Annotated in this window: 19 protein-coding genes; 18 read left to right on the top strand and 1 reads right to left on the bottom strand. The window is 52.2% G+C overall.

Annotation, left to right across the window (positions count from 1 at the left end; all coding sequences use genetic code 11):
• The first annotated feature begins 568 nt into the window (after nucleotides 1-568).
• From L6H65_RS12830 to L6H65_RS12920, 18 genes are all read left to right on the top strand, one after another.
• Nucleotides 569-1,351 carry a tyrosine-protein phosphatase gene (locus L6H65_RS12830; RefSeq protein ID WP_236342937.1) on the top strand — a complete coding sequence of 261 codons (783 nt, stop codon included), beginning with the start codon at nucleotides 569-571 and terminating at the stop codon, nucleotides 1,349-1,351.
• A gap of 20 nt (nucleotides 1,352-1,371) precedes the next feature.
• Nucleotides 1,372-2,130, top strand: coding sequence for a YveK family protein (locus L6H65_RS12835; protein WP_236342938.1), 759 nt, complete (start codon nucleotides 1,372-1,374; stop codon nucleotides 2,128-2,130).
• Nucleotides 2,117-2,797 carry a CpsD/CapB family tyrosine-protein kinase gene (locus L6H65_RS12840; RefSeq protein ID WP_236342939.1) on the top strand — a complete coding sequence of 227 codons (681 nt, stop codon included), beginning with the start codon at nucleotides 2,117-2,119 and terminating at the stop codon, nucleotides 2,795-2,797. The genes L6H65_RS12835 and L6H65_RS12840 overlap by 14 nt, the downstream gene beginning before the upstream one ends.
• A gap of 58 nt (nucleotides 2,798-2,855) precedes the next feature.
• Nucleotides 2,856-4,679 carry a polysaccharide biosynthesis protein gene (locus L6H65_RS12845; RefSeq protein ID WP_236342940.1) on the top strand — a complete coding sequence of 608 codons (1,824 nt, stop codon included), beginning with the start codon at nucleotides 2,856-2,858 and terminating at the stop codon, nucleotides 4,677-4,679.
• Between the two features lie 199 nt (nucleotides 4,680-4,878).
• Nucleotides 4,879-6,261, top strand: coding sequence for an oligosaccharide flippase family protein (locus L6H65_RS12850; protein ID WP_236342941.1), 1,383 nt, complete (start codon nucleotides 4,879-4,881; stop codon nucleotides 6,259-6,261).
• 38 nt (nucleotides 6,262-6,299) lie between these two features.
• Nucleotides 6,300-7,775, top strand: a complete 1,476-nt coding sequence (locus L6H65_RS12855) for a polysaccharide pyruvyl transferase family protein (RefSeq protein WP_236342942.1) — start codon at nucleotides 6,300-6,302, stop codon at nucleotides 7,773-7,775.
• Nucleotides 7,772-8,899 (top strand): glycosyltransferase, encoded by a 1,128-nt coding sequence (locus L6H65_RS12860; protein ID WP_236342943.1) that lies wholly within the window; start codon nucleotides 7,772-7,774, stop codon nucleotides 8,897-8,899. The genes L6H65_RS12855 and L6H65_RS12860 overlap by 4 nt, the downstream gene beginning before the upstream one ends.
• Nucleotides 8,889-10,136: a hypothetical protein gene (locus L6H65_RS12865; RefSeq protein ID WP_236342944.1), complete on the top strand. Its 1,248-nt coding sequence runs from the start codon at nucleotides 8,889-8,891 to the stop codon at nucleotides 10,134-10,136. The genes L6H65_RS12860 and L6H65_RS12865 overlap by 11 nt, the downstream gene beginning before the upstream one ends.
• Nucleotides 10,123-10,734, top strand: coding sequence for an acyltransferase (locus L6H65_RS12870; RefSeq protein ID WP_236342945.1), 612 nt, complete (start codon nucleotides 10,123-10,125; stop codon nucleotides 10,732-10,734). Before L6H65_RS12865 ends, L6H65_RS12870 begins: the two co-directional genes overlap by 14 nt.
• A 15-nt stretch (nucleotides 10,735-10,749) precedes the next feature.
• Nucleotides 10,750-12,033 (top strand): glycosyltransferase family 4 protein, encoded by a 1,284-nt coding sequence (locus tag L6H65_RS12875; RefSeq protein WP_236342946.1) that lies wholly within the window; start codon nucleotides 10,750-10,752, stop codon nucleotides 12,031-12,033.
• Entirely contained in the window at nucleotides 12,030-13,076 is a 1,047-nt protein-coding gene (locus L6H65_RS12880) for an NAD-dependent epimerase (RefSeq protein ID WP_236342947.1), read from the top strand. Before L6H65_RS12875 ends, L6H65_RS12880 begins: the two co-directional genes overlap by 4 nt.
• Nucleotides 13,077-13,130: 54 nt before the next feature.
• A complete protein-coding gene (locus L6H65_RS26700) occupies nucleotides 13,131-15,086 on the top strand; it encodes a sugar transferase (protein WP_307728340.1) in 1,956 nt (651 codons plus the stop codon).
• Nucleotides 15,083-15,907, top strand: coding sequence for an acetyltransferase (locus tag L6H65_RS12895; RefSeq protein WP_236342948.1), 825 nt, complete (start codon nucleotides 15,083-15,085; stop codon nucleotides 15,905-15,907). The genes L6H65_RS26700 and L6H65_RS12895 overlap by 4 nt, the downstream gene beginning before the upstream one ends.
• 751 nt (nucleotides 15,908-16,658) lie before the next feature.
• Nucleotides 16,659-17,831, top strand: coding sequence for a DegT/DnrJ/EryC1/StrS family aminotransferase (locus tag L6H65_RS12900; RefSeq protein WP_236342949.1), 1,173 nt, complete (start codon nucleotides 16,659-16,661; stop codon nucleotides 17,829-17,831).
• Entirely contained in the window at nucleotides 17,818-18,720 is a 903-nt protein-coding gene (gene galU / locus L6H65_RS12905; RefSeq protein WP_236342950.1) for a UTP--glucose-1-phosphate uridylyltransferase GalU, read from the top strand. Before L6H65_RS12900 ends, galU begins: the two co-directional genes overlap by 14 nt.
• The gene (gene tuaD, locus L6H65_RS12910; RefSeq protein WP_236342951.1) at nucleotides 18,721-20,064 is read left to right on the top strand and encodes a UDP-glucose 6-dehydrogenase TuaD; all 1,344 of its coding nucleotides are present in this window, start codon (nucleotides 18,721-18,723) and stop codon (nucleotides 20,062-20,064) included.
• Between the two features lie 45 nt (nucleotides 20,065-20,109).
• The gene (locus tag L6H65_RS12915) at nucleotides 20,110-20,871 is read left to right on the top strand and encodes a dermokine domain-containing protein (protein WP_236342952.1); all 762 of its coding nucleotides are present in this window, start codon (nucleotides 20,110-20,112) and stop codon (nucleotides 20,869-20,871) included.
• A gap of 592 nt (nucleotides 20,872-21,463) precedes the next feature.
• On the top strand, nucleotides 21,464-22,090 hold the full coding sequence (locus L6H65_RS12920) for a hypothetical protein (protein ID WP_236342953.1): 627 nt from the start codon (nucleotides 21,464-21,466) through the stop codon (nucleotides 22,088-22,090).
• A gap of 94 nt (nucleotides 22,091-22,184) precedes the next feature.
• Here the strand turns inward: L6H65_RS12920 and L6H65_RS12925 are convergent, their stop codons facing one another.
• The gene (locus L6H65_RS12925; RefSeq protein WP_236342954.1) at nucleotides 22,185-23,288 is read right to left on the bottom strand and encodes a GerAB/ArcD/ProY family transporter; all 1,104 of its coding nucleotides are present in this window, start codon (nucleotides 23,286-23,288) and stop codon (nucleotides 22,185-22,187) included.
• Between the last annotated feature and the right edge of the window lie 13 nt (nucleotides 23,289-23,301).

Here is a 23,301-nt window from a genome sequence, read left to right on the forward strand (position 1 = left end):
CCAATATTTTTAATAGTTTTAGTCTATAAAGCCGTAAAAATGAATATTTATTTTCAATAAAGATGACGATTTTTGAAATGGTAACGTGTGACGTACGCCCCATGAAAAGTAAATATCCGACTATATACCCTGAAGAAATTACCAGTTAATGGATTTGAAACAGAGGTGGACGGGATTCGGTCATTCGTCATTATTGTGTTAAGCCGTTGTTGCTCTAAGAAGTATCGAATTATGTAGTGTAAGCAAATTGTAATACTTTTGACGTAAAAACACCCCTGACCTCGGAAAGGGTATATATGTAATTTAATTAACAACAATCTATAAAAATAACAAAAAAAGGATGGATTAGCCCCTATTTTGAGTATAGATCGTAGCGATAATATAGGGACGATAGCATATACAACGACAAACTAAAATAAACACCAACACCTATTCAAAATAATCCCTTTATCCTTCATGCTAGGAAAAACAGTTGCTCCAATACGGTGCAGCAGCAAGCGAGCGCACATCGAATTCTTTTGCATGAGCATGAATGAAATAATAATGCTGCGGAAAGTGAGGAGATGTCATGATCGACATTCATTGTCATTTGCTGCATGGTCTTGACGATGGGTCGATGAATTTGGAAGACGCTGTCGCAATGGCGCGCAGCGCTGTTCATGACGGTGTCTCGACTATATTGGCCACACCGCACTATAACAGAGGGCGATATGATACCGATTCCTCTGTTATTCGCGAGCGGGCAAAGGAGCTTAGCACGGAGCTTGAACATTTAGGGATTCCGCTTCGTGTGATGATAGGGCAAGAAATACGTGTCCATTCTCAATTGCTGGAGGACCTTGAAGCTGGCCATTTGTTGCCGCTGGGAGAATCCTCTTACGTCCTGCTTGAATTTCCATCATCCCGTGTGCCGCAACGCTTTGAAGAGATGGTGCATGAGCTGCGGATTACCGGGCTGAGGCCGATCATTGCCCATCCGGAGAGAAATGCGGAAATCGCAGCCGATCCGGGCAGGCTGGCTGCATTGGTTGAGTGCGGCGCATTGTGCCAAATCACTTCCCATTCGCTTACGGGACGCTTTGGAAGAAGCGTGAAGTCGGTGGCGCTAGATTTGTGCCGACGCAATCTGGTGCATTTTATTGCATCTGACGCCCATAATGCGACGACACGTCCTTATGAGCTGAGCAGCGCTTATCGTGCTGCTGCTGAGAAATTGGGGGCGGACATCGTCGAATACTATAAGCGCAATGCAAGGGCTGTTGTTCACAACATCCCCGTCATTCACAAACCTACACTTCAGCGGAGAAGGCCGAAGTCTTTATTTCGTGGATGGTCCCTGTTTAGATCCTAAGGATGGAGGTACGACCCAAATTGAGCAAGGAACTGGATTTGAAGCATTATTTGTCGCTTATACGCAAAAGGCTCTGGATTGTAATCGCAGTCGTCATTCTAGGAACAGCGGCCTCCGGCATCGTAAGCTACATGCTGATGAAGCCGGTCTATCAAGCGAGCACGAAGCTCATCGTTAATTCCGCCAATGACAAACCAGGCATGCTCCAGCTTGATTTGAATGCGATCAACACGAACATAAGTCTCATCAACACATACAAGGAAATCATCCGAACGCCGGCCATTATGGAGCTGGTGGTCAAGAAACATCCGGAGTACAACGTGACGACGGACGAGCTGATGCGGAATATTACCTTTAGCTCCGTGAATGGCACGCAGGTAGTGACGCTTTCTTATCCGCATACAGATTACAAAGAAGCAGCGCGTATCGTCAATGCCATCTCGGAAGAATTCCAGAATCAAATCCCTAACATCATGAAGGTGGATAATGTTTATCTGCTGCATATGGCGAACGAAAACAAGCTTCCTGCTCCGATCAAGCCGAATCCTAAGCTGAATATAGCGATTTGCTTCGTACTATCGCTGCTGCTGGGAGTAGGGCTTGTGCTGTTGCTTGATTATTTTGACGACACGGTGAAGACGGAAGCGGATGTTGAGCGTTATCTGGGACTGCCGACTCTCGTTCTCATCCCTTCGATTCGCGAGAGCGACTTGCGCGGCAAGCAGAAGCGGCGTTCGATTCCGAGAAAGGCGGGTGAAACTTCTCATGCATCCAACTAACGTGAGATCGATTATTACGGATGTCAATCCGCTTTCCTCCATATCGGAGGCCTACCGCACCTTGCGGACGAATCTGCAGTATGCCGAGGTAGATCGTTCCCTTCAGCTGCTGATGGTAACCTCGGCGAATCCGAAGGAGGGGAAGACGACGACGATCAATAACTTGGCGGTGGCTTATGCGCAGACGGAGAAATCGGTGCTGCTTGTCGATGCGGATCTTCGCAAGCCGACCGCGCACGGAACTTTCCAGATTTCGAACCGCTGCGGGTTGACGCATGTGCTGACCGGCAAAGCAACAACAAACGAAGCGTTGAAGAAGACGCATATTCCGAATCTGCATATTATGCCGTCAGGCTCAATACCGCCGAACCCCTCGGAGCTGCTGGGCTCCCGTAAAATGGACCAGCTGCTGGAGGAGCTGCGGAGCAAATATGATCATGTCCTGATCGATACACCGCCAGTGCTTGCGGTGAGCGATGCGCAGATTATGGCGTCACGCTGCGACGGCGTGCTGCTTGTCGTCAATGCCCGAAGTGTGAAACGCCAGCAGGTTGTGAAGGCGCGCGATGCGCTGCAATTTGTACAAGCCAGAATAGTCGGCGTCGCGCTGAATCAAACCGCCAATCGTGATCGGAGCAACTATTACGAGTATCAGTTGGATCACTAGATTGAATCGGCGGTCGTGCTTGCTGGTTGAATGGCTAAAAATTTGAGGAGGTTAAAGGATGTTTGCAGCTTATCGAACGCATTTGTTAATCGTTCTTGACTTGTCGGCAGTCGTGCTGAGCCTGGCAGTTTCATTCTGGATGCAATATGCCAATCCGTGGAATGAGCCGTATCCCGGCCTGTGGCTGGTATATACTGTGACAGCTGGTGTAATCGGTCTGATCTGCATGCTGAGAATGAAGCTCCATCGCCGAATATGGCAATATGCTGGCGTTAGTGAAATGCTGTCGATTATCGCCGCCGCATTGTGGACGGGCATTGTGCCCTTCTTGCTGACCAATGCCATCTATGGCTGGGATGTGCCGATGCTGCTGCTCCTGCACCATCTGACTGGCATGATCTTCATGATGGCCGGACCTCGGCTGCTGTGGAGAGCCTTCTGCGATAAATTCGGGACGCGCAGGCGGACTGGACGGCATCGGGCGCTTATTATCGGAGCAGGGAGCTGCGGCACGCTTATAGCCAAGGAGCTGCTGCAGAATGATGCCGCCCAATTCGTCCCTGTCGGCTTCATTGACGATGATCCTTACAAGACGAAGCTGACGATCTATGAGCTGCCCGTCTACGGCGGACGCCACGATATTACGCGAATTGCGGAATCTGAGCGGATTGATGAAATTATCATTGCGATGCCTTCGGTATCCAAATCGCAAATCTCCGCCATTATTAATATTTGCAAGCAGACGAAAGCGCGGCTCAAAATCGTCCCTGATCTTCAGGAGCTGATCCAAGGGCGCAGCACAGTGAACCGGGTTCGCGATGTATCGGTGGAGGATCTGCTAGGACGTGATCCGATCCGCACGGATCTGGACAACATCGCCAATTATGTGGAAGGCAAGACGGTTCTTATTACCGGAGCGGGCGGCTCGATTGGTTCTGAGCTATGCCGCCAGATCGCACCATTCGACCCGAAGAGGCTGCTGCTGCTCGGACATGGCGAGAACAGCATCTACACGATTGAGATGGAGCTTCGGGCTACTTTTCCCGAGCTGGTCATTGAGACCGTCATTGCAGATGTACAGGATCGTAAACGTATGGAGGATGTGTTCAAGAAGTTCCATCCGCAGGTTGTTTTCCATGCCGCTGCGCATAAGCATGTACCGTTGATGGAGAGGAATCCATCTGAGGCGATCAAGAACAATGTATTCGGGACAAGGAATGTTGCCGAATGTGCCGATCAGTTTGCTGCTGAGCGATTCGTGCTTATCTCAACAGATAAGGCGGTCAATCCAACGAGCATTATGGGCACAACCAAGCGAATAGCCGAGATGTTCATTCAAAGTCTGGACAAGCATAGCAGAACCAAGTTCGTTGCGGTCCGATTCGGCAATGTGCTGGGAAGCCGGGGAAGTGTAATTCCGCGATTCAAGGATCAGATTGAAAAAGGCGGCCCTGTCACTGTTACGCATCCAGAGATGGTTCGATATTTCATGACGATTCCGGAGGCCGTCCAGCTTGTTATTCAGGCTGGGGCATTCGCCAGCGGAGGAGAGGTCTTCATCCTGGATATGGGCAAGCCGGTCAAAATCTATGATTTGGCAGCGGACCTGATCCGCTTGTCAGGCTACGAGCCAAATGTCGATATGGACATTCAATTCAGCGGCATTCGCGAGGGTGAGAAGCTGTTCGAGGAGCTGTTGACAAACGAAGAGGGACTCTCATCGACCAAGCATGACCGCATCTTCATCGGCAAGCCGACTCAGATCAACCGCTCAGAGCTTGAATTTGAAATTCGCAAGCTGGAACAGGTGCTGGGGCAGCAGCCAGAGCAAATACGAGCGCTGCTCAAACATCTTGTACCGACATACAGCAACGTATCCTAAAAGTTGCGAAGCGGTTGCCGAAAGTTGCAAAGGAGCCTCGCAATCCGCAATCCGCAATCCGCAATACGTTATCCGTAATGCGAGATCCGTAATGCGAGATGCGTAATGCGTAATGCGTAATGCGTGATCGACAACCGCATTAGAGCTCCGAATACCGCGCAAGGGCACTGACATTTATGCAAGGGGTGGTAGTAAAGGAATGGCCAACGCAGAAAGGCTGGCAAAACCGGTTGCGGGCAAGCCTGCCGCAATAACAAAAGTGCTTGCCCGCGGCGGAAGCATCAGCTTCCTGCTCAATTCAACCGGAATGGGGCTGGCGCTGATCATGCAAATTGTGCTGGCGCGCCTTCTTGGGGCGGCGGGCTACGGAACGTATGCTTTTGTGACGACGGTAGTTACGTTTCTGGTTTTTCCAGCTAAGCTCGGCTTTGATACCTCTATTGTGAGGTTAGTGGCAGCTATGAAAGCGAAGGATGAGTGGTCGCTGATCAAAGGACTGCTGAAGCGGGCCAATCAGCTCGGCTTTGCGGTATCCCTGTCGGTGACCGCAACCGGCTTCGTCATTCTTGGACTGCGCTATAGCGAGATGACGGATACACAACTGGCAACTTACGCGGTCGGCTTCGCTACGATACCGCTGCTTACACTGGCAACGCTCAGGCAGAGCGCCCTGCAAGCGCTGAAGGATGTGCTGTTCGCGCAAATGCCGGAGAAAATTGTACGGCCGCTGCTCACAATGGGGCTTCTGCTAATGACCGTATTCCTGCTGAATTGGGAAGCGGATGCAGGACTTGCCATGCTCTGCTTCGCTGCGGCGGTTGCAGTATCGTATCTGATAGGCGCGGTTGTGCTGAAGAAGCGGATCAAGGAGCAAACGGCAGCCGTTGATACCCAATATGCAACCCGGTACTGGATACGCCTGTCCCTGTCTCTCATGATTAACGGGGGCATGTACCTGATACTGGGCCAGTTGAGCGTCCTGCTTATGGGAGTGATGCACAGCGAGACGGAATCCGGCTTGTTCTCGGCAGCTGTAAGGCTTGCTGCACTTGTGTCTTTTGCAATCACAGCAATTAACATGACCGCTGCTCCGCTGCTCTCGGAATCATATGCCAAAGGCAATCATGGACAGCTCCAGCAGGTATGCACAACATCGGGAAGAGCGGGCTTCTCGTTCGCGGCGGTGGTGTTTATCGCTTTTGTCATTGCGGGACGGCCGCTTCTCGGGTTGTTCGGCACAGAGTTCACAGCTGCCTATCCGGCGCTGCTTCTCTTATCTGCTGGTCAGCTGTTCGGCGCTTATTGCGGGCAGACGGGAACGATGGCGACGATGACCGGCTATCATCGTGTTCTGACGCGGGTGCTCGTCATAGCGACTGCGCTGAATGTCATGCTCAGCGTGCTGCTCATTCCGCTGCTTGGCATGACAGGCGCGGCGGCAGCTTCCTGCTGCGCCGCTGTTACATGGAATGCGATTATGGCCGTTGCGATTAAGCGCAAATACGGCATCACTACACCAGTATGGACGTTTGGAGGCGGCTCACAGAGAAAACAGCAGGAGCAGGACTCGCCGCCGCAATAGATTACGAATCGGATGGAAGTGAAGGAGAGGAACGGACTATGACGACTGTATTGCTTGCCGGAGTGCCGAAGTCCCCGAACCTGGGGGATGGATTGATTGCTCGGACTTTGACTCATCTTATCCAGATGCATGGTCCGCATGAAGTGATTCATTTCGATCTCACTCGGGGACGGTTTACAGGTGACAGCAGCAATGAGGAGGGAGAGCGAGATCCAGCGAGCTATCGTCTGAACGGTGACGGGCTGAAGAAGCGGGCAACGCCTGACAGTCTTCGAATGGCCAAAGCGTATTGGATTCACCGCCGCAATCATTCCCGAATCAACGGCGAGCTGAGAAAAATGGTTGCGCAATGCGATGTTGTGATGATAGGCGGCGGACATTTGTTTATTGATACGTACCTTACCTTCCCGCTTGCCGTTCGCAGAGTTGCTGCTGAAGCAGCAAGACAGCGCAAGCCGCTTCATATTATGCTGGTCGGCGCACGCGGACCTTGGAGCACGCCGGCAAAAGCATGGTTTCGCAGCGTTTGCCGGTATGCCGCTACGATTGCTGTACGGGACGAGGAATCCCGCGATTATTTGCTGAGTGTGGACGCTTCCTTGTCGGCGAAAATAATTGCGCTTAGCGACCCGGCATTATTCACAGAGGAGACATTCGCCTCAATCGTACAGTCGCAGCCGCTTATGGGTTCAAACAATGCAGCGGCATACGCAGCGGCAGGCTCGGGCTCGCCACAGATTGCGGCGACAAGTGTGATTGCTGCACCGCGTGCGGCGGCCGAGTCAGTCGCGTCGATCGGTGTGAATGCTCCGTCGCGCACAGCAGCCGAGGTAGTCTCGTCGGTCGGGGTGATTGCCGCGCCGCGAACGGCGGCAGTATCAGCCGCATCGGTGGGCTTGATCGAGCCACCGCGCACAGCGGCCGGGCATACCTCCTCAGTCGGCCTGCTTGATCCGCCTGAGCAACCCAGCCTTGCACGGATTATCGGGCTTGGCATAATGGACCCCAATGAGATGAGGCGGAGCACGGAGCTGCGCTGGGATCGCGAGCAATGCGCCGAATGGTGGCGAACGACAGCCGAGCTTCTGGCTGACAAGGGATATGAGGTTCGCGTGTTCACCAATGGCGCGGATACGGACAATGCTTTCGTCGAGCAAATGGTGAAGCCCCGCTGCAAGGATATACCGAATGTCAGCTTCTATTCTTATCCGACAACGGTCAATGGCTTGATCACCCAGATCGCCGATTGTGATGCGGTTATTGCGCAGCGGCTTCATGCCTGTCTGCCTGCGATCTCGATGCGCAAGCCGACCTATGGCATCATCTGGGACAAGAAGCTGTCCAGCATATTCCGCGATTTGAATCTGGCTCATCATCTGATCAATTTCAATCATCCGGCCGTGGAATCGGTAGCGGGCATGAGGTTGGATGAGAAACCGCCCGCACGATCGCTTCAAACGATGATGGACAAAAAGGAGCAGCTGTACAAGCATATCGGGAGCCTGCTGCCATGAGTCATAAAATCAAAGTCCTTCACGTAGTCGGCAAAATGCATCCCGGCGGAATCGAAACACTGCTGATGAACGTATTCCGGCATCTCGATCGCGACAGATATGAATTTCATTTTGCTGTACAGAGCGAGGAACGGGCTTTCTATGATGATGAGATTGAGGCGCTTGGGGGAAGGATTCTGCGCCAGCCGCATCCGCAGCGCGGATTGAAGCGGTTCAGGCGGGCGTTCGAGGCCAATGTGCGCAAGCATGGCCCGTACGGAGCTGTTCACAGCCATATCTTCGGCTTTAGCGGCTATGTGCTCAAGCTGGCCAGCGGGCTTGGCATTCCGGTACGTATCAGCCACAGCCATACGGTCCATCGCAAAACGAGGGAGTCGCTGCTTCGCAGGCTCTATCGCCAGCATATGCAGCGGCTGATTCTGAAGCATACGACCCATATGCTGGGCTGCTCGCGTGCAGCATGTGAATCGTTGTTCGGCACGAATTGCTGGAGCGATTCGCGCGTGCAGGTATTTCCCAACGCAATCGCGCTATTGCCGTACGAATCGCTGCCATCCAATCGCGCTTCCTTGAGAGAGCGGCTTGGCATCCCGAACGATGGAACGCAGGTGTTCGCGCACATCGGCCGATTCCAGCCCTTGAAGAACCACAGCTTTCTTATCGATCGGTTCGCTGAATATCTCAGGACTAATCCCGATGCGAAGCTGCTGCTTGTTGGAGATGGTCCTGAGAAGCAGGCGATGCAGGAGAAGGTGGAGAGGCTCGGATTAAGCGGGCATATCGAATTTCTTGGCCTTCGCAGGGATATTCCAGAGCTGCTAGGAGCGGCCGATGGCTTTATCCTCCCTTCGCAATACGAAGGACTAGGCATCGTTCTCATTGAAGCGCAGGCGGCAGGCGTGCCTTGCCTCATCTCGGAGGGCGTGCCGGATGAAGCGGATTTGAAGCTCGGCCTAGTCAGTCGGCTTCGGCTGGATGATGCTGCGGGCAAGTGGGTGGAGGGCTTCCGGCAGCTGGCCTTGACGCCTCAGCCCGAATGGCCGAAGCGGCTTGTGGCGCTGGAGAGCTCGGGCTTTAATATGTCAAGCAGCGTAAGGAGATTGGAGCGGCTGTATGGAGGCTAAACGCAGTGCGCTGCAGCATCCGCTTGCCGCCGCATTGTACATTGTCATGCTGCTGCTGCTGGGCAAGCTGCTGCTGCCGCTGGATCAGCAGCTGGGAACGGTCCTCTATTTTGCGCTGCTGCTGCCGTTCTTTTTCATGCTGCTGCGTTGGCCGAACACGCCGGTCGCTCTGTTTGTCGGAATTTTCGTCATGCTGGGCGGCAAGCTGATCTATGCGATGACTCAGAATCCGGTAACGGGACTGGATGAGACAAGGTATTACGAGCAAATCGGGGCATTCAAGGGCTTCACCGATTTCTTCCCTTATGCGATGGATCATATTGCGAACCAGTGGAATGATTTGTCGGCCTATCCGATGTTCGGGCTCATCTATATGCCATTCTACAAGTGGCTGGAGCTTGAGGATACATTCTCCATCGTCATGCTCAATTCGCTGCTGCTCATTCTGGTTGTCAATAGCATGTACCGGCTGAACGAGTCGCATTTTCACTATGAAATGGCTGAAGAACAGCGGATGCGCTTCCATTCCTATGTCATATTCGGCTTGCTGATCAGTCCGGCCTTTATGCTGATGTCATCCGTGTTTGCGAAGGATGTCGCCTGCGCCCTGCTTGGATTATACGGGGCCAGCCTGCTGCTCAGACGCAAATATTTGCTGTTCCTGCTCGTCCTGCTCTATTCAACAGGATTACGAGATTATGCCATTGTATATACGTTCGGCTTCTACTTCCTGTATGCAAAACGGGTTCGCACCGCATTCGTTGTCATGGTGCTGGCAATGGGAATGCTCGTCCTGCTCATTGGACCGCTCGGCCTGATGAATTCCTTCCTGCTCGTGGTGTTCCTCTTCCTGAGCCCCAACCCGATTAATGCGGGCAACTGGAGCCCTGAGCTGGTTTATCGGACGCTGGAGGCGCTGTGGATGACGGGCGGTTTGATCCTGTCCGTGCTGAATTTCATTCGGTTCAAGGATACGAGGCCATTCTATATTATTGCGTTTATTTTACTGTACACCTATGCTTGTACGCTTGTGCTTGTCGGCTATGTATCGATCTCCGGCCGCGAGCTGGAATACGGACTAGGCTCAGTTGGAGACAACATGGTGCGCAAAAAGCTGCCTGTACTGCCTCTGCTCTATGTCGTCTTTGCGTATTCGCTCGTATGGGGCCGCAAATGGTTCCAGCCGGATGACCATCACTTGAAACGAAAGGGTGAATTGCCTTATGCGGGGTCGTGATCTGTTCCGATCCGCCAAGCCTTTGCTGAACGGGTTCATTCTAGTTCTGAGAATAGTGCCTAAGCCGCTGCTCGTCTGGATGTGGACGCTCAGCGATATGCTGCCAGAGCTTGTCGGCGTAGCTTGTCGCTATTGCGTGCTCCGGCGGCTGGCCCGCAGATGCGGCGACAATGTGCTGGTGGGGCGCGGTGTGGAGATTCGGTATTGGGAACGGCTGTCCATTGGCTCGAATGTCAGCATTCATAAGCAAAGCTATCTGGATGCCTACGGCGAGCTCGTAATCGAGGATGATGTATCGATTGCCCATCAATCCTCGCTCGTTTCGTTCCAGCATACGTGGAGCGATGAATCATCGCCAATACGAGACAATCCGGTTGTATGCGGAAAAATCCGGATTTGCCGCGATGTCTGGATCGGCTGCGGCGTCCGTGTCCTTGCGGGTGTGGAGATTGGCAGCCGTACAGTTATTGCAGCAGGAGCGGTTGTCACACGTTCCATTCCGGGAGGTGTCGTCGCTGCGGGCGTGCCCGCCAAAGCGGTAAAGGCAATTATGGGAGAGAAGAGGCTGCGGGGATCTGGCAGCGTGGCTCAAGTATAGAAGGAGGTATTAAGGATGCATGTAGTTTGGGCGCATGACCATACGTTCTACTTCAATGAATCAGGAAAGTTTTATTCCGGCGGCAAACTGCCCTATGCGGTGTGGGAACGATATTTGTCCGTGTTCGATCGTGTAACCGTGGCCTGTCGGGGACAAAAGACTGGACCGTCCGCAGATATGCAGGGCAAGACGCTGTCGAGCGGACCGAATGTTGACTTTCTCGTGCTGCCATCACTAAGCAATCCCGTTAATAAGCTGACAAAAAGAGGGTATGTGGAGCAGAGCTTGATCGAGGTTATCCGAACGGCTGATGCTGTTATCGCTCGGATGCCCAGCGAGATTGGCAGTGAAGCGATTCGCGTCGCTCGTCAGCTGGGCAAGCCATATTCGATTGAGATGGTCGCCTGTGCATGGGATGGACTGTGGAATTACGGCAATGCGCAGGGCAAGCTGTACGCGCCGTTTGCACTGTGGAAGACGCGGCGGCTCGTGAAGCAGGCGCCATTCGGCATCTATGTAACAGAGCAGTTTCTGCAGCAGCGGTATCCCCTGAGCGCTTCCGGGGTTCAAGGCTCCTGCTCCAATGTTGAAATTCCGGCGCCGGCGGAGGATGTGCTGGCTCGAAGGCTTCAACGAATCACATCCACCATGCTGGAGACGAACAGAATGAAGCCCTTCCGAATCGGCTTGATCGGCTCGTTGAATGGCCGCACGAAAGGGATTGATACCGCTCTGCGGGCGATTGCGAGAATCGCCAAAACTTCGCAGCCCTTCGAGCTCGTCATACTCGGAGACGGTTCGCCGGAGAAATGGCATGCTTATGCAGCCAGACTTGGTGTGCGGGAGCTTGTAAGCTTTCAGGGCGTTCTGCCCAGCGGGGATGCGGTTTTCCAGTGGCTGGATGAGTTGGATCTCTACATTCAACCGAGCTATCAGGAGGGTTTGCCGCGTGCGACGATTGAAGCGATGAGCCGCGCATGTCCGGTCATCGCTTCAACGGCGGGCGGCATTCCTGAGCTGATTGAAGGGGAATGGCTTCATCGTCCAGGCCATGTGAAGGGGCTCGCAGACCTGCTGCAGCAAGCGATAGGCAATGGAGCGTGGCTGGCGGAGCAAGCGGAGCTTAATTTTGCAAGGGCGAAGCAGTATACCAAATCGAAGCTCGATCAGAAGCGGATGACATTCTGGCAATCCTTTCGCGACTTTGTTGCCTCCGATGATGTTCATCCGGACGCAAGAGTACGGGCAGAATCCGGCACATACACCAAGAATGAATCGAAGGGAGTGGAAGCGCTATGACAATACTAGTTACCGGGGCAGCGGGATTCATCGGATACCATCTGATTGACAGACTGCTGCGGGAAGGCAAGCAAGTAGTTGGCCTGGATAATTTCAATGATTATTATGATGTGCAGCTAAAGCGCGACCGTTTCGGAATGCTGCGGCAACAATTATCCTTTATCGGCGTTGAAGGCGACATTGCGCGTTTCGAGGAATTGAATAGCCTGTTCGAGCGGCACGACATTTCGACGGTGATCCACCTGGCTGCTCAAGCGGGCGTGCGCTATAGCTTAACGAATCCGTTCGCTTATCTGGAATCGAATCTGACTGGCTTCGGCAATGTGCTGGAGAGCTGCCGCCGTCATGGGGTCAGCCACCTGCTGTATGCGTCCTCCAGCTCCATCTATGGCGCGAATGTGAAAATGCCGTTCAGCGTTCACGACAATGTGGACCATCCCGTCAGCCTGTATGCGGCGACCAAGAAATCCAATGAGCTGATGGCGCATTCTTACAGTCATCTCTACGGATTGCCGGCGACTGGGCTGCGGTTCTTCACGGTCTATGGCCCTTGGGGCAGGCCGGACATGGCGTACTTCAGCTTTACACGCGATATTTCGAACGGGATTCCAATCAAGGTGTTCAATGAAGGGCGGATGCAGCGGGACTTCACCTATATTGACGATATAGTGGAGGGTATTGTGCGGCTGCATGACCGTCCGCCGACAGCGGACCCGCAGTGGGATCGAGAGCATCCAGATCCAGGGACAAGCTATGCGCCTTACAAGGTATACAACATCGGGAACAATAAACCGGAGGCGCTCATGACTTTTATCCGAACGATTGAGCAAAAGCTCGGCAAGGAAGCGAAGCTTGAGTTCATGCCGATGCAGCCGGGCGATGTGGAAGCGACCTATGCGGATATCGAGGATTTGACCCGCGATGTCGGGTTCGCGCCGACAACCTCGATTGAGGAAGGCATTGGCCGATTCGTAGATTGGTATCGGAGCTATTATACATCGAGGGAAGCTGTCGAGGAGCTGCTGCGCGTTGGCCGCTCTTGATTGAGTGCCCTTCTATATGAATCTACTTTCGATTAGATAGGAAGGAGAATAACGATGAGAAAAGTAGCGCATGTATGTACGTCGGGCATCAGCCACAAAATTCTCGGCGACAAGCTGACGCTGCTGCATCAGGCCGGATATGAAGTAACCTTCATATCTGCTGGCGATGGTCTGAACGAGACGATTCGCGAGAGTTATCCGTTCCGCTGGCAGGATGTCCCAATGAGCCGGACGATCCAACCGCTTCGCGATTTACGTTCCATATGGCAAATGCGCAAGCTGTTCAAGAGAGAGCAGTATGACGTTGTTCACACGCATACAGCCAAGGCAGGCTTGATCGGAAGAGTCGCGGCAAGGCTGGCCGGTGTTCCGACGATTATTCATACGAGCCACGGGCTGCCGTTCTATGAAGGGCAAGCACGCGGATCCTATGCAATCTACCGGCTGCTTGAGCGGACGGCGGCGTTGTTCTGCGATGCGCTTGCTTCCCAGAACAAAGAGGATATTGCTGTGATGCAGCGGCTGGCGCCGTGGCGCAAGGTTTATTTTGAAGGCAATGGCGTTGATGTGGCCAAGCTGGATGAGGCGGCGTCTCAAGCGCTGGCTCGGCTGAACGAAAGTGACCTGAAGCAAGCCTACGGCATCCGGGAGGACAGGCCGTTGCTGCTCATGGCTGCACGGTTCGAGCCGGTCAAGGATCATGACCTGCTGATCGATGCGCTTGTTCAAGCCAAGAAGGCGGATAAGCTCTGCTGGGTAACCGCATTGGCGGGACAAGGGCCGCTGGAGCAAGCGGTGCGTAAGCGGATCGCGGATGAGGGGCTGGAGGGCGATATTGTTTTGATCGGTCAGCAATCGCCGCTTGTCCCATGGCTGCTTATTGCAGACGCAGTGACGCTGAGCAGCGAGAAGGAAGGCATACCAAGGTCGCTCATGGAAGCGATGGCCTACGGCAAGCCAGTTGTCGCAACCGATGTTCTCGGCACAAGAGAGCTGGTGGTGAGTGTTAGAGAGGATGCTGGCAAGGCTGATAATGCAGCAAGTGCAGCAACAGCAGCAAGTGCAGCAAGTGTAGCAACAGCAGCAAGTGTAGCAAGTGCAGCAAGTGCAGCAAGTGCAGCAAGTGCTATAAATACTGCTGCTGGAGGCAGCAAGCAAGAGCTGGAAGCGGAAGCTACAGGCGAGCTTGTGCCTTACCGCGATGCGGCGGGACTATCTGCTGCGCTCCATCGCATGATGAGCGATCAAAGCCTTCGCGAATCATTAGGCGCAGCGGGAAGGCGTCGCATTGAATCACAATTTACCGAATCGCTAGTCGTTGAACGGATAAGCGCTATGTATGACGAGGTTGCGGCGCATAAATCCAAGACGGGCAGGTGGAATGCAATAGGGAAGCGATTCATCAAGCGTGCGGCTGATTTGATCATTAGTATCCCTGCGGTGCTTTTGCTCCTGCCAGTTATTGCCGTGACAGCTCTGGCTGTCCGCTTCAAGCTGGGTTCGCCGGTGCTGTTTCGGCAGCAGCGTCCAGGTAGATATGGCAATCCGTTTCTTCTGTTCAAATTCCGCACGATGACGGATGGAAAAGACGCTGCAGGCCATGATTTGCCGGATGAGGTGCGGCTGACTGCTTTCGGAAAGCTGCTTCGCAAATTGAGTCTTGATGAGCTGCCGCAGCTGCTGAACGTTATTCGCGGAGACATGAGCTTAATTGGTCCCAGACCGCTGCTGATGGAATATATGGATTTGTATACCCCTGAGCAAGCGCGCAGACATGAGGTCCGTCCCGGCATTACGGGCTGGGCTCAGGTGAATGGGCGCAATGCACTGACTTGGGAGGAGAAATTCAACCTCGATGTATGGTATGTCGATCATCATTCCTTGCTGCTGGATTGTAAGATTGTGCTGATGACCATTATTAAAGTGATGAAGCGGGAAGGCATTCAACAGGAAGGGCAAGCCACTGTTTGCAAATTTTCCGGCAGCCGCAATGCGGAGCGTGCCATATGACCGTACTTACTGATCGGGATATAGCTGCAATCATTCGGGAGAGGGAAGCATTGGACTTGTGTTGTTCCGGAAGTGAGAGCAATGTTCTTGACCGAACATCTCCACTAGATCGAACATCTCCATTAGATCGCACATCTCCACTAGATCGCACATCTCCACTTGGCTGGATACCGCTCATCATTGTAGGAAATGGTGGTCACGGACGCGTTATTGCCGATCTAGTGGAAGCGGCGAGAAAGTATCGGGTTATCGCGATGGCGGATGATTTATGCACAGATATTGCCTGCAAGGACGGCATCTTCCATATCCATCCAGATAAGGTGCGTGAATTGGTAGAATCGGACAGGAATACGAAGGTCATGATCGCGATTGGGAGCAATGAAGCCCGTTCTGCAATGGTGCAGCGGCTTGGGCTGGCGCTTGAAAGCTATGCAACGCTTGTTCATCCGGCGGCAACTATTTCAGGGCATGCTTACATTGGCCCGGGATCGGTTGTGATGGCAGGCGCAATTGTTAATCATAGCGCTTGCATAGGGGCGCATGCCATCGTCAACTCGGGGGCTGTTGTGGAGCATGATACTGAGGTAGGCTGGTTCGCCCATTTGTCTCCGAACAGCACAGTAGCGGGGAATGCCAGCATCGGGGATGGTGCGCATATTGGCATTGGTGCATCTGTCATCCCTTCTATCCGAATCGGCGCGTGGTGCATCGTTGGAGCAGGCGCAGCCGTGGTACGGGATTTGCCGGAGGGCGCAACTGCCGTCGGTGTTCCAGCCAAAGTAATCAAGCATCGGGATTGCAGATACGAAATTAGAACGTAACTATCAGTTCACACAACACAGAAAAGTAGATTGAGGCACGCTGAAACCTTGAAAAACCGCCCTACAGTTGGCAGGACGTAATAGAATCCCCTGCATCTGTCGCTGTAAGCTTGAAAAACAGTGTTACAGCACGGAAAAGTAGATTGAGGCGCGCTGTAAGCTTGAAAAACCGCCTTACAGATGGCAGGACGTAGTAGAATCCCTTGCATCTGTCGCTGTAAGCTTGAAAAACAGTGTTACAGCACGGAAAAGTAGAATGAAACGCGCTGTAAGCTTGAAAAACCGCCTTACAGATGGCAGGACGTAGCAGAATCTCCTCCGGTTAGTATCGTAAGGAGGAAATGTAGTAAAACTGCGCGGATTAGTAACGTGAGTGGGCTGGGTTATCGGTTTCTTGCAGTTTATACGATAATAGCAAGCAACTACCAGACAGCGCACACAACTCCCATTGTCATTCTGGGGTGTCGTCATAGACATCAGGAGTGTTTATGCCGCGTTTCATTTCTGCAGTTTAGCAGTTCAAGTGCTGCTGAGGACGCTGTATGGACCTCTAATTATTCAGAATAGTGGGAATATTGCGTCAATATTAGCAAGCAATTATGCCATTGGCTCAACTCAGCTCAACTCAACTCAACTCAACTTAACTCAACTCAACTTAACTCAACTCAACTTAACTCAACTCAACTTAACTTACACACAAGAACACATTCATTATATTCAGCATAATTTCACGACCAAAGGAGAGAGGCTCATGACGAACGAGAAGCGAATCTATCTATCGCCTCCGCATATCGGGGATAGGGAGCAGCGCTATGTGCAGGAAGCGTTCGCGACGAATTGGATCGCGCCGCTTGGTCCTAATGTAGATGAGTTCGAGCGGGAGCTTGCCCATAAAGTGTCCATCAAAGGGGCATTGGCGTTAAGCTCGGGGACAGCAGCTATTCATCAGGCGCTGCGCATTGCCGGAATTGGAAGAGGGGATACAGTATTCGTATCCACATTGACGTTCATCGCTAGTGTGAATCCTGTGCTTTATGAGGGAGCAGAGCCAGTGTTCATTGATTGCGACTTTGAGACATGGAACATGTCGCCCCAGGCGCTGGAGCGGGCGCTCATTGCCGCCAGAAAAGAAAATCGATTGCCCAAAGCGGTTATCGTAGTCAATCTATACGGGCAAAGCGCCGATATGGACCCGATTATTGAGCTGTGCCATCGCTTCGGCGTCATGGTCATTGAAGATGCGGCTGAATCGCTCGGCGCCACATATAAAGGCCGGGCCAGCGGAACGCTCGGCGCGTTCGGCATCTATTCCTTCAACGGGAACAAAATCATTACGACCTCAGGCGGCGGCATGCTCGTCTCTGACAACGACGATGCGCTGGCCAAAGCCCGTTATTGGTCCACGCAATCCCGTGATCCGGCGCTGCACTACGAGCATAGCGAGGTCGGGTACAACTACAGGATGAGCAATGTGCTTGCGGGAATCGGCCGCGGCCAGCTGCAATTGCTGGAGGAGCGGGTTCGTGCAAGGCGAGCTGTATTCGAGCGTTATGAACAGGCGTTTCGGAATGCCCCCGGCATTCAATTCATGCCGGAGGCAGGATACGGTCGTTCAACCCGCTGGCTGACAGCAATGACCGTCAATCCGCGAATCGCTGGAGTAAGCGCTATTGAGCTTGTGCGGGCGCTTGAGGCAGACAATATTGAAGCCCGGCCTGTGTGGAAGCCGATGCATCTGCAGCCGCTGCTGCGCAAATATGATTACTATCCGCATACCGAGCAATTCAGCGTGTCGGATCAGTTGTTCACGCAAGGGATCTGTCTCCCATCAGGCTCCAGCATGAGCGAGCAGGATCAGGAGCGGGTCATATCAGGTATCTCGCATCTTATGGAGACAAGGAGGGCGACTCATGAAAGTGCGTAAAGCGATTATTCCTGCGGCTGGCCTCGGCACTCGCTTCCTGCCGGCCACGAAAGCGCAGCCTAAAGAGATGCTTCCTATCGTGGACAAGCCCACGATTCAATATATTATCGAAGAGGCTATCGCCTCGGGAATCGAAGATATTCTGGTCGTCAGCGGACGGGGCAAACGAGCGATAGAGGATCATTTTGACAAATCATTTGAGCTGGAAGAGACGTTGAATCAGAAAGGAAAAAGTAAGGAGTTGGAACAGATCCGCTCCATTTCCGAAATGGCCAATATTCATTATATTCGCCAAAAGGAGCCCAAGGGTCTCGGTCACGCGATCTGGTGCGCGCGCAGCTTTGTCGGCAATGAGCCGTTTGCGGTGCTGCTCGGGGACGATATCGTGCAATCGGAGCAGCCATGTCTGAGCCAGCTTATGAAGGTCTACTCGCGCTTCTCCTCCTCGGTGGTCGGCGTGCAGCGAGTTGCGGATGAGGATGTGTCCAAGTACGGGATCATCGCTCCGCGCGGCGCTTCCATCGAACCATCGGTATTTTTCCTGGACACGCTGGTAGAGAAGCCTTCCCGCAAAGCGGCGCCATCCAATTATGCGATTATGGGACGTTATATTCTAACACCGGAAATATTCGATATTTTGGAGCATCAGAAGCCGGGAGCCGGCGGAGAGATTCAGTTGACCGATGCGATTAAGCAGCTGAATGATCAGAAGACGGTGCTGGCGTATCATTTTGACGGCGTGAGGTACGATGTTGGGGATAAATTCGGATTTATTAAAGCGACACTCGATTTCGCGCTGCAGCGCGAGGATCTGCAGGCGGACATGCTTGGTTATATTCAGAACGTGTATGAACAGCATTTCTCACTCTTAAACAAGGTGGCGAAGTAGATGCGTAAAATAACGGTTATCGGTACAGGTTATGTCGGTCTAGTGTCAGGGGCATGCTTCTCGGAGATTGGCAACAGGGTAATATGCTGTGATGTGGATGAGAACAAAATCAACAGGCTGCGCCGTGGTGAAATTCCGATTTACGAGCCGGGTTTGCAGGAGCTGGTCGAGCGCAATGCGAAGGCAGAGCGGCTCTATTTCACAACAGAGGTCGGAGAGGCGATTGAGTCGTCGGATATTATTTATATTGCTGTAGGCACTCCGATGTCAGAGACGGGCGAGGCGGATATGCGATATGTCATGTCTGCTGCGAAGAAGATTGGCGAGCATCTCAACGGGCATAAGATCATCGTGAACAAAAGCACAGTCCCCGTCGGGACAGGCGAGCTGGTACGCGAAGTCATTCAGGCCAATAAGAAGGTTCCGTGGACGCGGTTCGACGTCGTCTCCAATCCTGAGTTTCTGCGCGAAGGCTCGGCTATTGCCGATTGCATGAGCATGGACCGGGCGATTATCGGCTCCGACAATCAAGAGGCGGCAGATGTTATAGCAGAGCTTCATGCTCCTTTCAAAACAAGAATTTTCTTCACCGATCTGGAGAGCGCCGAGATGATCAAATATGCGGCGAATACGTTCCTCGCTACGAAAATCTCCTTTATTAATGCAATAGCCAACATATGCGAGCGTGTCGGGGCGAACGTTGCGGACGTTTCTGCTGGCATGGGATTGGATTCGCGGATCGGCAGTAAATTTCTGCAGGCGGGAATTGGCTACGGCGGCTCTTGTTTTCCGAAGGACACGTATGCGTTAGCGCATATTTCAGACAAGGCGGGCTATGATTTTGAGCTGCTGAAGTCGGTCATTCGAACGAACCAGAAGCAGCGCTATATTGTCATGGACAAGCTGCGGGAAGCGGTTGGCGGATTGGCTGGAAAGCAGGTGGCTGTCCTTGGACTGGCGTTCAAGCCGGAAACGGACGATATGCGTTATGCGCCGTCGCTTACGATTGTGCCGGAGCTGCTGAAGCAAGGCGCATCTGTACGGGCGTATGATCCTATCGCGTCCGATTCCGCCAAACGCGAGCTGCCATCCGGCGTGCACTATTATGAACGGCTGGAGCAGGCAGTGAATGGCGCCGATGTTTGTGTCATTCTGACGGAGTGGCAGAGTGTAGTGTCGATGGATCTTGCGCTCATTCGCAGCCTGATGAAGCATCCGGTTATTATAGACGGCCGCAACTGCTTCGACCTGCAGGTGATGGAACGGTTCGGGTTCGAGTATCATTCCGTTGGTCGACCTCCTGTTAATATGGCGGAGAGAGATCGTCAATCCGTTAATCTATAGATTAACGAGCAAGCGTTCATAATCGATCCTGGGAGGTGATGCCTGATGAAGCATGAGCCTGAGGAGAAGATTGTAAAAGCGCCAAGGTGGCGGCGATGGCTGTTGATTTTCGGCGCGATGATGCTGCTGCTATTTGGAGCGGTGTGGTATGCCTATGATCGCATGACGGACCATCTGCTGGAAGTGCTCATGGAAGAGTCGCTGCCTCTTAACGAGACTACAGAGCTGGCGGGAGCTGCAAGTCGGAATTCGGAGCAGGAGGATTCTGTTTCGAATAAGACCCCAAGGACGGCTAGTCAGCCAATAGGGGACGATTCAGTTGATGCAGCTTCGAACCCATCCTCCACAAGCCAAGGAACGGGGGCTGAAGAAGATGCAGCTGCAAGCAGCAATCAGCCCAATGGTGAGAATGGGACCAATGCGGGCAATCAGTCTAGTGACGAGAATATAGGGTCCAATGCTGGCAACCAGCCGAGTGCTGAGAATGGAGCTCATACAGGGAAGAAGTCAGGTTCTGCAAATAAGGCCGGTATTTCCGTGGATGAAGCCAGCGAGGCTGGGAGCAAGGTGACGATGATGGAAAAGATTGAGATCGGTTCTGTTCTCTTGCAGCATTGGAGCGCAGATGATTTGAAATCCTTTCAATCAACACTCGGCGGCGGTTTGACCGTAGAGGAGAAGCGTGAGCTGAAGCGCAAAGCTATGGAGCAATTGTCGGAGGAAGAGTATAACAGGCTAATTGCGATTGCGAAGAAATATGGCATGAGCCAGGGGAAAAGCTATAAGCAGTCTTCAGAGGAAGAGTAGGCCGTAGAGCTTTCTCAATTTCAACTCATTCCCGCGAAAGAGGCTGCTGAGAAAATCCATAGGAGATTCATAGGAGATTCTCCCGCCGCATGCTGCTCCAACCATGGCTCTTTCTTTATTATTCCAGTAGCCATTTTACACAATTGTAGGGACTCTACTGCTCCAACCGTCGCTTTCACTTTGTTACTGCAAATTTACAGTTAATCTGACCAGAATGAACCATTTCGAGCCACTTACCTGCAAAAGTGCAGCAAAATCGCAGGAAAGTACTGTATACGCTGGATTTTGGCGATATTTGAGGGATTTTTGCAGTTACTCCGTCTGTGTGCATCGTTTTTGGATGCAGGAGATGTATTTCAGCAGTTATGTACGATTGAAAGCTAGTATAGTTGGAGTTTGCATCTCATTTTCCATCGGACTTTCTGAGCAGTCTAACTTTATATGGAATATAGTAGGCAACTCTCAGCACCCAGTTTCATTCTCAACTGCTATATTTCATTCCGGGGGTGAGGACTTTGATGTCATGATAGTTTTTGCAGATGTCTTTTTGGGACAACATGAATCAACCGACCTTATAAAGGAGGATGCATGAATGAAACTGCGAAAAATTGCAATTGTGCTATCGATTGTATTGCTTAGTTCTATATTTGCGCCTATGACAACCGCGATTTCGTATGCGGAAGGGAACACAGGCGGCTTTATCGCACAATTGTTCGAAGCACTCAAAAACATTGCTAAACCGACCAAGCCAAGCGACAAGCCCGATCAGCCGAGCAAGCCAAGCGACAAACCGGACCAGCCAGGCAAGCCAAGCGATAAGCCTGACAAGCCGACCAAGCCAAGCGACAAGCCGGATCAACCGGGCAAGCCAAGCGACAAACCGGACAAACCGGACAAGCCTGATCAGAAGGAAGTTGATCGTATCGTCAAGGATACGGTCAAGAAGCTGGAGGTGCTGAAATCGGGCTGCCAAAGCACGTTAATTAATGTCGCCTTTAAGTTTGCTATATCGAACTCGGCACACGAGAAAACAGTGCTGTATAAGCAGGGCAAGGAGGAGTTCGCAGGGTGTGTTGCTTCCTTTAATGCCATCATGGCAGAGGCAGGAGGCAAGCTGAACGCTATCGGGGCTGATGTCTCTTCATTAGAGCCGCTGCAGCAGGCATTCAACCGGATTATCGCAGAGGGTGAAGCCATTCTGGACCGAATTGTGAATTAGTTATAGTTTTAGAAATAGCGCTAAATGCTCCATAAGCAGCCTAACGTTCACATCCGCTCATCATGGGAGGATTCGCGTTAGGCTGTTTCTTCATCTATCCTTGCTTATTCAGATTGCGGAATCCGCTCAGACAGAGCATTAGCAGCGGCAGAATAAACCCGATTACCAGTGTATAAGGAATCCATGTCCGAGTATCCCAGCTATTCTGATAAGTAATATTGGGATAGACAATGACCGACATGACAACGAGCAGCATTCCAAGGGGGAGAACAAGCGGGCGGTATTCCTTCAGATTGAAGATTTGAGCCAATGCGATCGAGATGGCATACATGTAAATGGTCATTCGAAAGTAAAGAGAAATAAACCAGATGGTTGCCATGATCGCTTCAAGCCGCTGAAGAAAATTGCCAATGCTGATTTTTCTCGCTAATGCATAGGTCGGATACATGCTTCTGGCGGTAAATTCTGGACCGAATACCATGATCGTTATTGTAATGATCACTATTGTGACAACACTGCCTATAATGCCCCCGATTAGAAGGGCTCTTCCTGCTTCATTGCGACGATTATCGACAGAGGGAATGATCATTAGCAGGATGATATTGGGCAGGAAGGCGGTACAAACAAAGGATAGTGCTGCAGGCCAGATCGGACGCATCCCATTCTCCAGCACTGGCAGCAGGTTCGTTGGTTTGACATCAAACGATACAAGCACGATGAAAGCGATATAAAGAAGCGCGATCCAAGGGAATATCAATTCCGCAGACCGGGAAAAAGTCTCAATACCTAGATAAACCCCCATCAATACGATGACAGCAAAAAGGATATTCAAGGATTGAATCGGTGTTTCCGGCATCATTTGAGTGGTCAGGAAATTGCTTAATATATTTAATACTGCAGAGGGACCGCACAAAAACAATGTAGCAATAAACACGAGAGCTACCGTTCGGCCGAGCCATTTGCCAAGCAGCGTATCCAGCATCTCGACGAGTGTCTTGCCAGGATGCTGCTTTGCAAGCAGGATGTGCATCGAGATGATTATAACCCCTGCTGCCAGACCTGCCAGCGCCGCTATCCATGCATCCTGCTTGGCCAAGGCAGCGATTCCTGAAGGGACAACGAGAATCGCGCTCCCAATTGTAAACAGCGTCGTTAATATGGTGAATTGACGTGATGATATTTTAACTTTATTCAGCACTGACTGCACCTCT

The sequence above is a fragment of the Paenibacillus plantiphilus genome (genome assembly GCF_927798095.1).
Taxonomy (GTDB): domain Bacteria; phylum Bacillota; class Bacilli; order Paenibacillales; family Paenibacillaceae; genus Paenibacillus_Z; species Paenibacillus_Z plantiphilus.

What these genes read in the sequence shown, in the direction of transcription:
- L6H65_RS12850 (WP_236342941.1), top strand. Translation starts at nt 4,879, where the DNA reads ATGGCCAACGCAGAAAGGCTGGCAAAACCGGTTGCGGGCAAGCCTGCC.
- galU (WP_236342950.1), top strand. Translation starts at nt 17,818, where the DNA reads ATGAAAGTGCGTAAAGCGATTATTCCTGCGGCTGGCCTCGGCACTCGC.
- L6H65_RS12855 (WP_236342942.1), top strand. Translation starts at nt 6,300, where the DNA reads ATGACGACTGTATTGCTTGCCGGAGTGCCGAAGTCCCCGAACCTGGGG.
- L6H65_RS12895 (WP_236342948.1), top strand. Translation starts at nt 15,083, where the DNA reads ATGACCGTACTTACTGATCGGGATATAGCTGCAATCATTCGGGAGAGG.
- L6H65_RS12840 (WP_236342939.1), top strand. Translation starts at nt 2,117, where the DNA reads ATGCATCCAACTAACGTGAGATCGATTATTACGGATGTCAATCCGCTT.
- L6H65_RS12870 (WP_236342945.1), top strand. Translation starts at nt 10,123, where the DNA reads ATGCGGGGTCGTGATCTGTTCCGATCCGCCAAGCCTTTGCTGAACGGG.
- L6H65_RS12830 (WP_236342937.1), top strand. Translation starts at nt 569, where the DNA reads ATGATCGACATTCATTGTCATTTGCTGCATGGTCTTGACGATGGGTCG.
- L6H65_RS12880 (WP_236342947.1), top strand. Translation starts at nt 12,030, where the DNA reads ATGACAATACTAGTTACCGGGGCAGCGGGATTCATCGGATACCATCTG.
- L6H65_RS12920 (WP_236342953.1), top strand. Translation starts at nt 21,464, where the DNA reads ATGAAACTGCGAAAAATTGCAATTGTGCTATCGATTGTATTGCTTAGT.
- tuaD (WP_236342951.1), top strand. Translation starts at nt 18,721, where the DNA reads ATGCGTAAAATAACGGTTATCGGTACAGGTTATGTCGGTCTAGTGTCA.
- L6H65_RS12875 (WP_236342946.1), top strand. Translation starts at nt 10,750, where the DNA reads ATGCATGTAGTTTGGGCGCATGACCATACGTTCTACTTCAATGAATCA.
- L6H65_RS12900 (WP_236342949.1), top strand. Translation starts at nt 16,659, where the DNA reads ATGACGAACGAGAAGCGAATCTATCTATCGCCTCCGCATATCGGGGAT.
- L6H65_RS12865 (WP_236342944.1), top strand. Translation starts at nt 8,889, where the DNA reads ATGGAGGCTAAACGCAGTGCGCTGCAGCATCCGCTTGCCGCCGCATTG.
- L6H65_RS26700 (WP_307728340.1), top strand. Translation starts at nt 13,131, where the DNA reads ATGAGAAAAGTAGCGCATGTATGTACGTCGGGCATCAGCCACAAAATT.
- L6H65_RS12845 (WP_236342940.1), top strand. Translation starts at nt 2,856, where the DNA reads ATGTTTGCAGCTTATCGAACGCATTTGTTAATCGTTCTTGACTTGTCG.
- L6H65_RS12915 (WP_236342952.1), top strand. Translation starts at nt 20,110, where the DNA reads ATGAAGCATGAGCCTGAGGAGAAGATTGTAAAAGCGCCAAGGTGGCGG.
- L6H65_RS12860 (WP_236342943.1), top strand. Translation starts at nt 7,772, where the DNA reads ATGAGTCATAAAATCAAAGTCCTTCACGTAGTCGGCAAAATGCATCCC.